The following is a 15,687-nucleotide window of genomic DNA, read 5'->3' as shown; positions in this document are numbered from 1 at the left end:
TGCGTAACACTCTGAAATAACATTTCGCTCTATAGCTGCGCTCAACTGCCTATATGTCCTTTAAAAACAGGTAGTTGTAATTGCAAATCACCAGTCGTCTGTTTTCATGACGTAATATTGACAAAGGATTGCTATGGAACTTTAGTCTTAGTTATCGGGAGGGCTGCCTGTCTGAAGCCTGCCAGCGATTTGGCAGCGCAAGACGCGGTGATTTTCCTGAGAGGAGCAGAGCTATGTCGATCATTGCGTGCTTTATCAGAGGGAATGGGCTGTCCAGGACATTCGCCTTCACTTCCAGATTCCATGGCCCGCCCCGGGCCCGAATTCGCTCCGCCTGATCGCCCGGCGAGCCATTCATATCGCGAATTTCAGGCGGATATCCCGGGTCTCGGGTAGCGCCAGCTCTCGCTAAAAAACAAAACCAACAAACTGCACAAGCCAGCACTTGACTTGGCGCGGGAGGACTTTCTCGTCCCGTGCTTTTCCCAGACAGATCGAGGGCAATCCAAAATGGCCAATTTCAACAAGTCGGACCTGGAGTTCATCCTCAAGCAAATCTTTATCGCAGAAGCGCATGCCGACGGCGCCGCTCTCACTGATTTGCTTCCTAACAGTCAGGTGCCATTCGGTTTGCGCACCGTCGATGGCAGCTTCAACAACCTGGTAGCCGGGCAAAGCGAGTTCGGCGCCGCGGACAATTCCTTCGTGCGGCTGCTTGATCCTGCCTATCAAGCGGCGTATGCCGGGACAGGAAGTGTGACCGACGCGCAGCCACGGATCATCAGTAACCTCGTCGTCGACCAGACCGCCAACAACCCGGCGGCCTATGCTGCGGCTTTCGACCCGGGACTGGACGGTGTGCTCAACTTCGGCGTGGTGGGTGCGGGTAATGACGACGTACTCAAAGATGGCGTACAGATAGTCGCCAGCCCCGGTCTGGATGGGGTCTTCGGCACGGCCGATGACAAGGACGTGTTCTTCATGCCCAACGAGTCAGCAGACGCCGGCCTGACCGCCGGCTTCAACTCGTGGATGACCTTCTTCGGCCAGTTCTTCGACCACGGTCTCGACCTGGTGACCAAGAGCAGTAACGACTTCGTATTTATTCCGCTGCAGCCAGACGATCCGTTGTTCAATCCGAACAGCCCGACCAACTTCATGGTGCTGTCACGTGCCGTGCGTACTGCCGGCGCGGACGGTTTAGTCGGCACTGCCGATGATGGCCAGACCAACACCACGTCGCCCTTCGTAGACCAGAGCCAAACCTACAGCTCGCACCCGTCGCACCAGGTGTTCCTGCGCGAGTACGTCCTCAACGCGGCAGGTGACCCTATTGCAACCGGGCGTTTGATTACCAATCGTGATCTGGGTGGCGATGGCATATTTGGCACTGCCGATGATGGCGCTGGTGATGGTATGGCGACCTGGGCAGTGGTCAAGGCTCAGGCGCGTGACATTCTGGGCATCAACCTGACCGACGCCGATGTACACAACGTGCCAATGCTGGCAACCGATGCGTATGGCAACTTCATCCGCGGGCCGAACGGCATGCCGCAGGTGGTGATGAAGGGGGCTGACGGTATTGCAGGCACAGATGATGACTTCCTTGTCGAAGGCAACCGGGCTGCTCCCATCAGTCTGACCAACGCCGTGAGCACCGGGCATGCGTTCCTCGACGACATCGCCCACAATGCCGAACCAGTCGTCATCGGCGGGGTTCTGCAGGCCGATGGTGACGCCCTGACAGGCAATGGGCAGTTAACTGGCCCTAGCGGCAACAACCTGACCTATGACAACGAGCTGCTCGACGCTCACTACATTGCCGGTGACGGACGGGTCAACGAGAACATCGGCCTGACCACCGTGCACCATGTGTTCCACTCTGAGCACAACCGGCTGGTCCAGCAATCCAAGGACACCATCCTCGCTTCCGGCGATCTGGCCTTCCTCAATGAGTGGCTGGTCGACGACGTGGCCGTCATTCCGACTACACCTGCCGGTATCGCGGCGTTGGTGTGGGACGGCGAACGCCTGTTCCAGGCCGCCAAGTTCGGCACCGAGATGCAGTACCAGCACCTGGTGTTCGAGGAGTTCGGGCGGACCGTTCAACCACAGATCGACGAATTCCTTGCACCCAACGGCTATGACACCTCGATCAACCCTGCAATCCTGGCCGAGTTCGCCCACGTGGTGTACCGCTTCGGTCACTCGATGTTGACCGAGACCGTCGATCGCTTCGATCCGGCGTTCAATCCGCTCCTCACTAATCCGGCCAACCCGGACTCGCAAATGGGTCTTATCGCGGCCTTCCTCAACCCGCTGGCGTTCGCCGGCAGCGGCGTGACTGCGGACCAGGCGGCAGGGGCAATCATTCGCGGTGTGACCCGCCAGCTCGGCAACGAAATTGATGAGTTTGTCACCGAAGCGTTGCGTAACAACCTGCTCGGTCTGCCGCTCGATTTACCGGCGCTGAACCTGGCACGTGGTCGCGATACCGGCATCCCCACTTTGAATGAGGCGCGCCGGGAATTCTACGCATCGACCGGCGACAGCCAACTCAAGCCGTACATCAGCTGGGCTGACCTGGCAGACAGCCTCAAACACCCCGAGTCGCTGGTCAACTTCATCGCTGCTTATGGCACGCATGACTCGATTACCGGGGCAGACACACTGGCAGAAAAACGCGCTGCAGCCTTCGCGCTGGTATTCGGTGGTACCGGTTCGCCGGCTGACCGCCTGGACTTCCTTAACAGCACCGGTGCCTGGGCCAACGTAGCGCAATCGGGCGTGACGATCACGGGTCTGGACGACATCGACTTCTGGGTAGGTGGCCTTGCGGAGGAAAAGATGCCGTTCGGCGGCATGCTCGGCTCGACCTTCAACTTCGTGTTTGAAACCCAGATGGAGGCATTGCAGAACGGCGATCGCTTCTATTACCTGTCACGTACCGCTGGTCTGAACTTCGGCACTGAGCTTGAGAACAACTCTTTTGCCAAACTGATGATGCTCAACAGCGATATCACCCACCTGTCGAACACCGTGTTCCTGACGCCGACGTTCACCCTCGAAGTGAATCAGGCCAATCAGTTCACCGGTCTTGGCGTCGGCGGTAGAGCCGATCCAACGGGCGGCATCATGATCAACGGCGTGGAAGTCGTGCCGCTGGTCATTCGCGACAACCCCGAAACCGCGGGGCCAGACACCAATTACCTGCAGTACACCGGTGAAGACCATGTCGTCCTGGGCGGTACCGCCGGCAATGACGTCATCATTTCCGGTGAAGGCGATGACACCCTTTACGGCGACGCCGGCAATGACCGCCTGGAAGGCGGAGCAGGGAACGATGCGGTCCTGGGTGGCGCGGGCGATGACATCATTACCGACTCGTTCGGCGATAACCGTCTGGAGGGCAATGACGGTAACGACGTGATCGTGGCCGGCAGCATGCTTGGTCTAGGCAACCTGATCCTGGGTGGCAATGGCCAGGATTTCATCATTACCACCGAAGACATCACGACGACCTTCGGCGGCCAGGGTGACGACTTCATCCTCGGTGCCAAGACCAACCTGCCACCTACCGGCAACGAAGGTGATGACTGGATCGAGAAGGGCACCCAGGACGGTGCGCCTGGCGACAACGCTGCGCCATTGCTCACTGACGATACGATCGGCAACGACATCTTTGTCGGCGGTGGGGGCTTCGACGAAATGATCGGCGAGGGTGGCGATGACATCTTTGTCGGCAGCGATGCCCAGGACAAGATGGACGGCATGTCCGGTTTCGACTGGGTGACCTACAAAAATGACAAATTCGGCATCACGGCTGACCTGAGCCTGGCCGCGCTGGCGCAGCCACACGGTAATGCGCCAAACCAGAACACCGGAGTGTTCAACCCGGTCGGCGCTTCGCCGGCCTCGATTCTCGACCGTTTTGCCGAGGTCGAAGGTTTGTCCGGTTCGAGCTTTGGCGATGTGCTCAGGGGCGATGACGTTGATGCGGACACTATCATCAACCACGGCGGTGCCACGGGCAGTGCGTTGACCAACGTGGCGTTGATCCGCGGACTGGCTCAGTTTCTCGCCGATGCAGGATTGCCGACCACTGGCTTTGCTACGGGCAACATTATCCTCGGCGGCAATGGCAGCGACCTGATCGAGGGTCGTGGTGGCGATGACCTGATCGATGGCGACAAATGGATCAACGTCAGGATTGCCGTTTATGCCCCTGGCGACGTCAACCATACCGGTCCAGAGGTTGCCAGCTTCGACAGCATGGTCGATATGATCCCGTTCATGCTGAACGGCACCTATAACCCTGGTCAGCTCAAGGCCGTGCGGGAGATCCTGCCCGGCACCTCGACGGGCGGGGAGGCCTTCGACACCGCCATTTTCTCCGGGGTCGAGGACGAGTACACGGTTAATCGTGACACCCGCGGCACGCTCGATGTGACAGACGATGTCTGGACGGTGACCGATTCCGTAGCGGGTCGCGACGGCACCGATACGCTGCTGCATATCGAACGCCTGCAGTTTGCCGATAACCAGCAAGTGCTGGTGCCGGGGCTCAATGCCGAACCGGTTGGCAGGCCGGCCATCACCGATGGAAACGGCGGGCCGATCAGGGTGGGCGACACGCTGACCGTCAACGTGGCCGCATTGCGCGATGCCGACAACATCGCGGCGGGTAATCCGCTGGGCACGCTAAATAACTCATCGGTGTCCTACTATTGGCAGTTCGAGGCAACTCCAGGCACCGGCGTATTCGAGGACATCATCCTGTTACCAGCCGGCGACCTGGCGTTCCAGAGCGCCGACGGCACTTCGTTCAAGGTCTCTCCTGACCTCGCCGGGCTGTCGTTGCGGGTCAAGGCGATCTACCAGGATGGTCATGGCACGACTGAAATCGTGTTCTCGCAACCGACTGGCATAGTGGCTGACGGCGCACCGGTTGTGCCGACAGTGCAGACACCGGTCGTCGATGCCACCGAGGGTGGCGCGGGCCTGCACATGGTCCGCTCCGACCTCAACTTCATCCTTGACCAGATCAGGATTGCCGAGGCTGATGCAGCTGGCCAGAGCATCCTCTCGCTGATCCCGAATATCCGCGCACCGTTGGGCCTGCGTGCGGTCGATGGGTCTAACAACAACCTGCTGAACCTCAACGGCACCAACAACACCGGTTTCGGTGCTGCCGATCACACCTTCCCGCGCTTGACCGATCCGGTCTTCAATACAGCGCAAGGGGTTCCTGCCGGATTCTTCGGCCCCGGCTCGCCAGCCATCCCGGGATCGTCGTATCAGCAGACCAGCGGCTCTGTGTTTGACTCGCAGCCGCGCGCCATCAGTAACCTGCTCGTCGACCAGACGTCGAACAACCCGGCGGCTTATGCCGCCGCTCACAACGCGGGTGCGGACGGTGTGCTCAACTTCGGCGCGGTGGGTAACGACGACGTGCTCAAGGATGGCGTACAAGTTGTCGCCAGCCCCGGCCTGGATGGTCGGTTCGGCACTGCCGACGACCGCGACGTGTACCTGTTCGAGAACACCGCGGCGGATGCGGGGTTATCCGCGCCGTTCAACGGCTGGATGACCTTCTTCGGGCAGTTCTTCGATCATGGTCTGGACCTGGTCAGCAAAGGCGGTTCGGGGACCATATTCATCCCGCTGCAACCGGATGATCCGTTGTTCGTGCCAGGCGGCAACGCCAATTTCATGGTGCTGACCCGCGCGACCAACCAGCCAGGGCCGGATGGCATTCTCGGCAATGCCGATGACATCCATGAGCATACCAACACCACCACGCCGTTCGTGGACCAAAACCAGACCTATAGCTCGCACCCGTCGCACCAGGTGTTCCTGCGCGGTTATGTACTTACCGCCAACGGCCCCGTAGCGACCGGCAATCTGATCACTAACCGTGACCTGGGGGCGGATGGCATTTTTGGTACGGGAGACGACAGCGAAATCGGTGGCATGGCGACCTGGAAAGTGGTCAAGGCTCAGGCCCGTGACATTCTTGGCATCAATCTCACCGATGCCGACATCGACAGCGGTCCGCTGCTGGCGACTGACGCCTATGGCAACTTCATCAAGGGGCCAAACGGCTTCCCGCAGGTTGTCATTCGGCTCAATAACGGGGCGGACGGTCTTCCCGGCACCGCCGACGACGTCACTACCCTTGTCGAAGGCGACCCGGCCAATCCGGTAAACCTCACGAATGCGGTGCGCACCAGCCATGCGTTCCTCAACGACATCGCCCACAACGCCGTGCCGGTAGTCGTCGGCGGGGTTCTGCAGGCCGATAGTGATGCTCTGGTAGGCAATGGGCAGCCAGTTGGCCCTGGCGGCAACAACCTGACCTATGACAACGAACTGCTCGACGCTCACTACATCGCTGGCGACGGCAGGGTCAACGAGAACATCGGCCTGACCGCGGTGCATGCGATCTTCCACTCCGAGCACAATCGACTGGTCGCACAGACCAAGGACACTGTGCTCGATTCGGGTGACGTGGCCTTCCTCAATGAGTGGCTGCTCAATCCGGTGACCGCGTTGCCAGTTAGCCAGGCTGAGATCAATGCGCTGGTGTGGAATGGCGAGCGCTTGTTTCAGGCTGCCAAGTTCGGTACGGAGATGCAGTATCAGCACCTGGTGTTCGAGGAATTTGCGCGGACTATCCAGCCCAACGTCGACCTGTTCTTCGCACCGACCCAGGTCTATGACGTCGACCTGGATCCTTCGATCGTCGCCGAGTTCGCCCACGTGGTGTATCGCTTCGGCCACTCAATGCTGACCGAGACCGTCGATCGTTTTGACGCCAATTACAATGTGGTTGGCGATCCGAACAGCGCGAATCCTGATCAGCAACTGGGCTTGATCGCGGCGTTCCTCAATCCGCTGGCGTATGCCGCCAGTGGCCTGACGCCAGAGGATGCGACCAGTGCAATCATCCGTGGGGTGACTCGCCAGGCCGGTAACGAAATCGACGAGTTCGTCACCGAGGCGGTGCGTAACAACCTGCTTGGCCTGCCGCTCGACCTGGCGGCGATCAACATCGCCCGCGGCCGCGACGTCGGGATACCGTCGCTCAATGCTTTCCGCCGCGACGTTTACAGCCAAACCGGCGATACCCAACTCAAGCCCTACAACAGCTGGGTCGACTTGGTGCAGCACCTCAAACATCCGGAGTCGTTGATCAACTTCATCGCGGCCTATGGCACGCATAGCACGATCGCGCTGGCGACCACGCTGGAAGACAAGCGCGATGCAGCCTTGGCCCTGGTACTCGGTGGTGCTGGTTCACCAGCTGACCGCCTGGCCTTCCTCAACAGCACCGGGATCTATGCCAACGTGACGCTGCCCGGCAGGGATGGGGTGGTTGGCACTGCCGACGACCTGAGAAATGTCACCACCACGGGCGTCGATGCCATCGACCTCTGGATCGGCGGCCTGGCCGAACAGAAAACCCCGTTCGGTGGCATGCTCGGCTCGACGTTCAACTTCGTGTTCGAGAACCAGATGGAGAAACTGCAGGACGCGGATCGCTTCTACTATCTGGAGCGTACCTCTGGCCTGTCGATGAATGCGGAACTTGAAAGCAACTCGTTCGCCAAGCTGATCATGGCCAACTCCTCGGCCACGCACTTGCCGGGCCTGGTGTTCTCGGACCCCGGGTACTATCTGGAAGTGGACCGGACCAAGCAATTCAACGATGACCTGGGCACCGCCGATCCGCTAGGCCCGAACAATGCGCAGGTGGTGTTTCGCGACAACCCGCTGACTGCGGGGGCGGATACCAACTACATCCGGTACACCGGTGACCAGCACATCGTGTTGGGTGGCACCAACAACGCAGACATCCTCATCGCCAGTGAAGGCGATGACACGGTCTGGGGTGATGGGGGCAATGATCGCATCGAAGGCGGTGACGGCAACGACCAACTGCGCGGTGGTGCCGGCGACGACATCATCACCGACAAAGGCGGTGACGATAACGTCCAGGGTGGCGACGGCAACGACGTGCTGCATGGTGGTAACGGCGTCAACCTGATCATTGGCGGCTTCGGCAATGACTTCATCGTGACCGGTGAGGACGCCTCCGAGGCTATTGGTGGTCAGGGCAACGACTTCATCCTGGGCAGCAAAGCCAACGAACAGGACATGGGTAACGAAGGCAATGACTGGATCGAGAAGGGCACTTCGGACGGTGCACCTGGCGACAACTTCGATCCGCTCGGCAACGACCCGATCATCGGTCACGATGTATTCGTCGGCGGCAACGAGAACGATAAGTTCAACGGCGAAGGCGGCGACGACATCATGGTCGGCAGTCTCGGCTTTGGTGACCGCTATATCGGCGGTTCGGGCTATGACTGGGCGACCTTCAAGGGGCTCGCCCAAGGCGTGACTGTCGATTTCAGCGATCGCTTTTTCGATGTACCGCCGGTACCGGGTTCGGGGGCTTCGGCGCTGGTGCGTTTCGACATCATGGAAGGTCTGTCGGGCTCGGCGCACGGTGACTTCCTGCGCGGGGATAGCGTAGATGCCGCTGCGTTGGCTACCGCAGGCGCAACCGGCAGTGTGCTGACCAACATCAGCCTGATCAACGGTCTGGCGGATCTGCTCCCAGTCGGAGCGACGTCCTTCGACGGCGGCAACATCATCCTCGGTGGTAGCGGCAGCGACCTTATCGAAGGTCGCGGCGGTGACGACATCATTGATGGTGACAAGTGGCTGAACGTACGCATCAGCGTGCGGACCAACGCTGATGGCACTGGCGCGGAAATCGCCACGTTCAACAGCATGGAGCCGTTGGTGCCGCTTATGCTGAACGGTACCTACAACCCCGGCCAGTTGGTCATCGTGCGGGAGATTCTGACCGGCACTGACAACTTCGATACTGCGGTGTATTCCGGTAATGCCTCGGAGTACAGCGTCACTGTCGAAGGCAACGCCGTCATCGTCACCGATCTGGTGGCGGGGCGTGATGGCGTCGATCGACTGACGAGCATCGAGCGTGTGCAATTCGCTGACCAGTCACAGGTCACCGGATCTGGCGGCGGCGTGAACAACGACCTGTCGGGTCGTCTGGCGATTCTTGATGCCGCCACCGGTTTGCGTGATGACACGTTTGTCACCGGTCAGTTGCTGCGCGTCAGCAATCGGTCGATACACGATTTCGACAACGCAGGCGGGGCCAATCCAACCGGCGCAGTTACCGGTGCGATGGCTTACTACTGGCAGGTCGAAACCGTTGCCGGTTCGGGTGTCTATGAAGACATCACCGTTGTCGCCGCAGGCGAGGCATCGCGGGCGCTCGGCACCACCTTCCGGGTGACCGACGATGTCGCGGGTCAGAACATCCGCGTGCGGGCGGTGTATCAGGATGGCGCAGGTACGCTGGAGATCGTCGACTCGTCGGCGAACAACGCACCGACCGCAGGGCCGACCGTCACCGGGCTTCTGATACAGAACCAGGTATTGACCGCTGATACATCGACCATCGTCGACATCGATGGCCTGAGCAATCCGCAGTTCACCTACCAATGGCAGGCGACCAACGGGGTAAACTTCGTCAACATCGCTGGTGCCACAGCCAGCACGTTCACCCTTACACAGGCTCAGGTTGGCGACCAGGTACGGGTGGTGGTCAGTTACGTGGATGACTTCGGCGTGGCCGAAAGCATTGCGTCTGACCCTTCGGACCCGGTGGCCAATGTCAACGATGCACCGACAGGTGCGTTGCTGGTCAGCGATACGACACCGACTCAAGGCCAAGTGCTGACCGCGCTGACGGCCGGGATTGCCGATCCGGACGGGCTGGGCACGTTCAGCTACCAATGGCAGCAAGGTAGCGGCACGACTTTCACCAATATCGCCGGCGCGACTGCTGCGACCTTCACCCCTGGTGCGGCGCAGATCAATCAGCAATTGCGGGTGATCGCGCGCTATACCGATGGCTTCGGCACACTGGAGTCGGTCACCTCTGCGGCGACGGCGGTGGTATTGCTCTTGGGTGCGGTGCAACAGGGCGATGCTGTGGCCAACATCCTCGTTGGCACCGCAGGTAGCGATGTGCTGCTTGGCCTGGGCGGGAACGATACGCTTATTGGCCTGGGCGGAGTCGACCAGTTGTTTGGCGGCATCGGTGACGACAATCTCAGCGGCGGGGACGGCAACGACTTCATCAACGGTGAGGCCGGCAACGATTTCCTCAATGGCGGTGCGGGTAATGACCAGATGCTGGGGGGAGTCGGCAACGATACCTTCCGCGTCGACTCAGCCGGGGACGTGTTGATCGAGTTGGCGGGTGAGGGTGAGGATTCCGTACAGACCTCGCTGGCCAGCTTCACACTGGGCGCCAATATCGAGCATCTGCTCTCCCTCGGACTCGGCAACTTCGTGGGCAACGGCAACGCGTTGAATAACGTCATGACCGGTGGGCTGGGCAATGACACCCTCAACGGCGGTGACGGCAACGACACCCTGATGGGTGGACTCGGTAACGACGTCCTCACTGGCGGCGCGGGTAATGACGCGATGGTCGGTGGCTTGGGCAACGATACCTTCCGCGTCGATTCAGCCGGTGACCTGGTGGTCGAGGTGGCGGGTGAAGGCTCGGATTCGGTGCAGACAACGCTGGCCAGCTACACACTGGCTGCCAATGTCGAGAACCTGCTCTTCACCGGCGTCGGCAACTTCGTCGGCAACGGCAACGTGTTGAACAACGTCATGACCGGTGGGGTGGGTAACGACACCCTCAACGGCGGCGACGGCAACGACACATTGCTCGGTGGTGGCGGCAACGATGCCCTCTTTGGCGGTGCGGGTAATGACCGGATGGTCGGTGGACTTGGCAACGATACCTTCCGCGTCGATACGCTCGGGGACCTGGTGGTAGAGGTGACGGGTGAGGGTGCGGATTCTGTACAGACGTCTACGGCCATTTACACTCTGGGCGCAAATGTCGAGCATCTGCTCTCCCTCGGACTCGGCAACTTCGTCGGCAACGGCAATGCGTTGAATAACACCATGACCGGTGGGGTGGGTAATGACACTCTCAACGGCGGTGGCGGCAACGACACATTGCTGGGTGGCATCGGCAACGACGTCATCGACGGTGGTACGGGTGCTGACCGGCTCGAAGGTGGAGTCGGTAGCGATACCTACATTGTCGATTCAGCTGCAGACGCATTGATCGAACTGGCGGGTAACGGTGAGGATTCCGTGCAGACCTTGCTGAACAGTTACACATTGGGCGCTAATGCCGAGCATCTGCTTTTCACCGGAGTCGGTAACTTCGTCGGCAGTGGCAACGCAGCGAACAACGTCATCACTGGCGGGGTGGGCAGTGACACTCTCAATGGCAATGGCGGTAACGACACATTGTTGGGTGGTCTCGGCAACGACATCATCGATGGCGGTATTGGCAACGATAGCGTTGCGGGCGGTGCCGGTAACGACACGATGGTTGCCAGCAGTGGCGACGATATCTTCGTGTTCGCAGCGGGCTTCGGCAACGATCGGATCACCGGTTTCGATGCCAATCCACTGGGAGGCCAGGACCTGCTCAATTTCGTCGGGTTCAACATCACGGCTGCGACCTTTAACACCAGCGTCACCATCACCGATCTCGGTGCGGATACATTGCTCGGCTTCGGAGGAGCCAATTCCATCCGCTTGGTAGGTGTGGACGACGCAAACTCCATCAATGCCACAGACTTCATCCTGGCCTCTTGAGGGTTTGAACAACACTGTTACACAAACGTGGACAACAAAAGGGAGGGCAATGGATGCCCTCCCTTTTGTTTTGGTGGTGTACACGGGGCGGGACCCCAGCTTGCTGGCGATGGTCGTCAACGATAATGCGTGTGAGCGGGTTAAGCGCGTTGTACTTGAGTCCATCGTCAGCAGGTTGGCTCCCACACATTTTTGCGCTTATCGCGGTTGCGCCACACGACGTGGAATTTGCAGGAACCGGTAATCACCCTGCTTGTGCCTTTTTTCTTAGTGGCACTAAAGGGAGTGACCTTCTTCAGGAGATGGCTTGAGGGCTTGGCGACGTTCCCGTCGCGTGTCGAGCAGATAGACCATGGCGCAGGCATACAACGTCACCAGGATGAACAGGCCCATGCGGATGGCGAAGGCGGTGTAGACATCCTTGCCTGCTGCGCTGTCCTGTACCGATTGGCCGAGCAGAATGATCAGCGTCGCCAGGCTGTTGATCCAGAACCCCGGCTTTTGCAGGGTCGGGCTAAGGCCGTAGAGTCTTCTGGCTACCAGCAGGCCGAACAGCAGCATCCACAGGAAAAACATCCACAGGTTGACGAACAGGCTCAGCGCGCACCAGAAAAGAATCGCCATCAGGCCGCCGAGCAAGGTCGACCCGAGCAACTCCTGGCCGGCGCTACGGGCGCTGGTTGCGCAAGTTTGCTGGCCCAGGCCCACGGCTTTCATGACGATCGGCAGGTAGCTGGCCGGGTCGATCATTGCCAGCAGAAAGGCCGGCAGCACCACCAGTGTGGCCCTCAGGGCCAGCCAGCCGGTTTCGATATTCGATAAGGACGGCGGGGGTTTGGCCGCGGGGGCACTGGCAGGCTCGGGAAACAACCAGTGGCTGATGGTCAATGAGGTGACTGCCAGGAACAGCCCCTTGACCAGGGCCACTATGACCTCCAGCGCCAGGCTGAATTCAGCGGTCCCGGACGAACTGATCAAGGTCAGGCCTACCACCAGGAAAGTGGCCACAAGCGAGTTGCCGCCGCGCAGCCCATAACTGAAGGCCAGGAACAGACACAGTCCGACCATCATCACGCCACTGAACGCGTAGTGGCGCAGCAGCGGAATCAACAGCAACCCGGTGCCGGTGGTCAACATCACGATCAAGGCCAGACCCAGGCTGGCCTTGAACGGCAGCGGTCGGTTCATCGCTGCCAGCATCATCAGCGCCAGCATCGGCGAGAGAAACGGGATGGGCAAGGCCAGGCCAAAACTCGCCGCCAGGCACAGCGCTGTGCCGAAGCTCAGGCGCAGGGCCCGCTGTACGCGGGCCGAGCGCTCAATAGACATAGGACAGCCAGCTCATCAGACGCAGGAAAATGCGCCCGAGCAAATTCAGCGGGTTGGTTTCGTTGGGGAACGCCATGACCTCGGCCTGGCCGCCGGAACGGATGCCCTCGGGGCCGGTCAACTCACCGGGCTCGAATTCGATGATGACCGGAAAGCGCTGGGCCGGACGTAGCCAGTCGCGGCTGTTCTCAACCGTCGGCAAGCCGCCAGGCTGGGTTTTCTGGCCGATATCGACGCCATAGCCGACGCTGCGCACATGGCCCTTGAAAATGCGTCCGGGCAGGGAGTCTAGAACGATAGACACCGGTGTACCGGGGCCGACCTGGCCAAGGTTATTTTCGGTCATGTCGGCGCTGACCCAGACATCGTGGATGGCGATCAAGGTCATCACCGGCGCGCCGGCAGCGACGAACTGACCGACATCGGTGCGCAGGTCGGTAATCAGGCCGGCCGAACGGGCACGGATCTGCGTATTGCTCAGGTCCAGTTCGGCTTTTTGCAGGTTACTGGCGGCGCTCAGCAACTGGGCGTTTTCCTCTTCGCCACCGCCCTGTGTCTCCTTCGCGCGTTGCACTTCAGCCTTGGCGGCGGCGACCTGGCTGGTGGATTCGGCCAACGTGGCGCGGGATATTTCCAGACGCCGCAGAGAGATGGTGCCCGGGTCTTCGCGGTAGAGGCGTTCGAGCCGAGAGATGTCCTGGCGAGCCTTGACTTCATTGGCCTGGGCCGCTCGCAGGGACGCTTGCTTGGAATCGATACCGGCGGTGTTAGCGCCCACCTGGCGACGGGTTGTTTCAAGATCGGAGCGGGCGCGATCCACGGCAATCTGGTACTGCTGCGGGTTGACTTCAAACAGCAATTCGCCAGCTTTGACGTCCTGGTTATTGTGTACGTGTACCTTGATCACCCGGCCAGCCACTTCAGCCGCCACCGGCACTATGAAGGCCTGCACTCTGGCTTGCTGCGTGTAGGGCGTGTAGCGGTCAGCGAACAAGTACCAGACCAGGCTCAGGATGATCAGCAACAATACCCAGCGGGTCGCTTTTTTGGCCGGGTCGGCCGCGGGTGTCGAGGCATTTTCGTCGACTGCTTGCGGGCTGTCAGTCATTGGGTACCTTCCTTCGGTTCGTCGAGCAGATCGCCCCAATCGGTACGTTGCTGCATTTGTTGGCGGGTTGCCTTATCGATCATTGGTTGGTCGCTGTACCAGCCACCGCCCAGAGCCTTGTACAGGGCGATCAGGTTATTCACGGCGTTGCCGCGGTTGATCAGGTAGGAGTCCTGCTGGGCAAACAGGGCACGCTGGGCATCAAGTACGCGCTGGAAATCCGAATAGCCTTCGAGGTATTGGGCATTGGCCAAGGTTACCGAGCGGTCGGCGGCCACTGAGGCATCGCTGAGGATACGGTCGCGTTCCAACGACTTGATCAGGCCGGTCGCGGCATCGTCGGCCTCGCGTGCGGCCTGGCGCACGCTGTCCTGGTAGATGACGATCAATTGCTGCAGGCGTGCGTCCTGTACGCGCACATTGTTGGTGATCCGGCCGTGATCGAAGATATCCCAGCGTAGGCTCGGGCCGCCCACCAGATCGAGGGTATTGGACGCCCCGCTGAGGGAGGTGGTAGACCAGACAATGCTGCCCAAGAGGCTGATAGAGGGGTAAAGGTCGGCCTCGGCCACCCCGATCAGCGCCGACTGCGCTGCCACTTGCAGCTCGGCGGCGCGAACATCCGGGCGCCGTACCAGCAGATTGGCCGGCACGTCCTGCAAGACCGCAGTATTGAGCAGTGGCACCAGCCCCGAGTTGCGATCCAGTTCGGCAAGTGCGCCGGGTGGTCGGCCGATCAGGGTGGACAGGGCATTGCGAAAGCTTGCTACCTGGTTTTCGAAGTCGGGGATGGTGCTCAAGGTGCTCAGGTACTGGGTCTTGGCCTGCTGCAGGTCAAGTTCGGCTTCGGCCCCGCTGTTGAACAAGCGCTCGGTGATCTCGAAGCTGCGCTTTTGCAGCTTGGCGTTACTGCGCGCGATTTCCAGGCGTGCTTCGGCGGTGCGCAAGGCGTAATAGGTTTGCGCCAATTGCGCATGCAACAGCACCAGGACGTTTTCATAGTTGGCCTGGGCGGCAAACCAGGAGGCGTCGGCCGACTCGATGGCGCGGCTGAAGCGGCCCCAGAAATCCAGTTCCCAACCAATATCGAAACCGGCGCTGTGTTGCCAGAAATGCGAGTCTTGCGGGCTGGCGCCGCCGGATTGGTTACGGTCCACGTACAGGCTGTCGGTACTGGCCTGTTGAAATTGCGGGTAGCGCCCACTCAGGGCGATACCCAATTGTGCGCGCGATTCCATCACCCGCAGGCCAGCGACCTGCAGGTCAGCGTTGTGGACGTCGGCTTCGGCGATCAATTTATCCAGCACCGGGTCGCCAAACACATGCCACCACTGGCGGCTATCCGGCTGCGGACGCTTTTGGCCGGCGAGCGCCAGGGACGGGGTGTCCCAGTGCTCGACCCAGGGCTGGGCCGGCGACTGGAAATCCGGACCCAGTCGCACGCAACCACTTAGCAATAGGGTGCCACACAGCAACAGCCGGCTGATGCGAACAGGGCAAGGCATCAAACG

At 60.4% G+C, this 15,687-nt stretch carries 4 protein-coding genes; 1 reads left to right on the top strand and 3 read right to left on the bottom strand.

The genetic code is table 11. The annotated features are described in order from the left end of the window. Positions 1-510 precede the first annotated feature (510 nt). On the top strand, positions 511-11,739 hold the full coding sequence (locus AC07OG_RS02070; RefSeq protein WP_495066097.1) for a peroxidase family protein: 11,229 nt from the start codon (positions 511-513) through the stop codon (positions 11,737-11,739). Positions 11,740-12,015: 276 nt separating this feature from the next. Here AC07OG_RS02070 and AC07OG_RS02065 read toward each other — a convergent pair whose 3' ends face one another. The 3 genes from AC07OG_RS02065 to AC07OG_RS02055 are packed head-to-tail and all read right to left on the bottom strand — an operon-like array spanning position 12,016 to position 15,681. Continuing rightward, on the bottom strand, positions 12,016-13,068 hold the full coding sequence (locus tag AC07OG_RS02065) for a DUF2955 domain-containing protein (RefSeq protein WP_495066096.1): 1,053 nt from the start codon (positions 13,066-13,068) through the stop codon (positions 12,016-12,018). Further along, a complete protein-coding gene (locus AC07OG_RS02060) occupies positions 13,058-14,176 on the bottom strand; it encodes an HlyD family secretion protein (RefSeq protein ID WP_060540266.1) in 1,119 nt (372 codons plus the stop codon). The genes AC07OG_RS02065 and AC07OG_RS02060 overlap by 11 nt, the downstream gene beginning before the upstream one ends. Next, positions 14,173-15,681 carry an efflux transporter outer membrane subunit gene (locus AC07OG_RS02055; protein WP_495066095.1) on the bottom strand — a complete coding sequence of 503 codons (1,509 nt, stop codon included), beginning with the start codon at positions 15,679-15,681 and terminating at the stop codon, positions 14,173-14,175. Before AC07OG_RS02055 ends, AC07OG_RS02060 begins: the two co-directional genes overlap by 4 nt. Positions 15,682-15,687: the final 6 nt, after the last annotated feature.

The organism is Pseudomonas sp. GW821-FHT09H03 (assembly GCF_059415945.1).
Note: the sequence above shows the minus strand (reverse complement) of the source record. Positions and strands in the feature narration are given on the sequence as shown.

Bases quoted from the DNA above. Each gene is read 5' to 3' on its own strand.
- AC07OG_RS02055 (WP_495066095.1), bottom strand. From the start codon at position 15,681: ATGCCTTGCCCTGTTCGCATCAGCCGGCTGTTGCTGTGTGGCACCCTA.
- AC07OG_RS02065 (WP_495066096.1), bottom strand. From the start codon at position 13,068: ATGTCTATTGAGCGCTCGGCCCGCGTACAGCGGGCCCTGCGCCTGAGC.
- AC07OG_RS02070 (WP_495066097.1), top strand. From the start codon at position 511: ATGGCCAATTTCAACAAGTCGGACCTGGAGTTCATCCTCAAGCAAATC.
- AC07OG_RS02060 (WP_060540266.1), bottom strand. From the start codon at position 14,176: ATGACTGACAGCCCGCAAGCAGTCGACGAAAATGCCTCGACACCCGCG.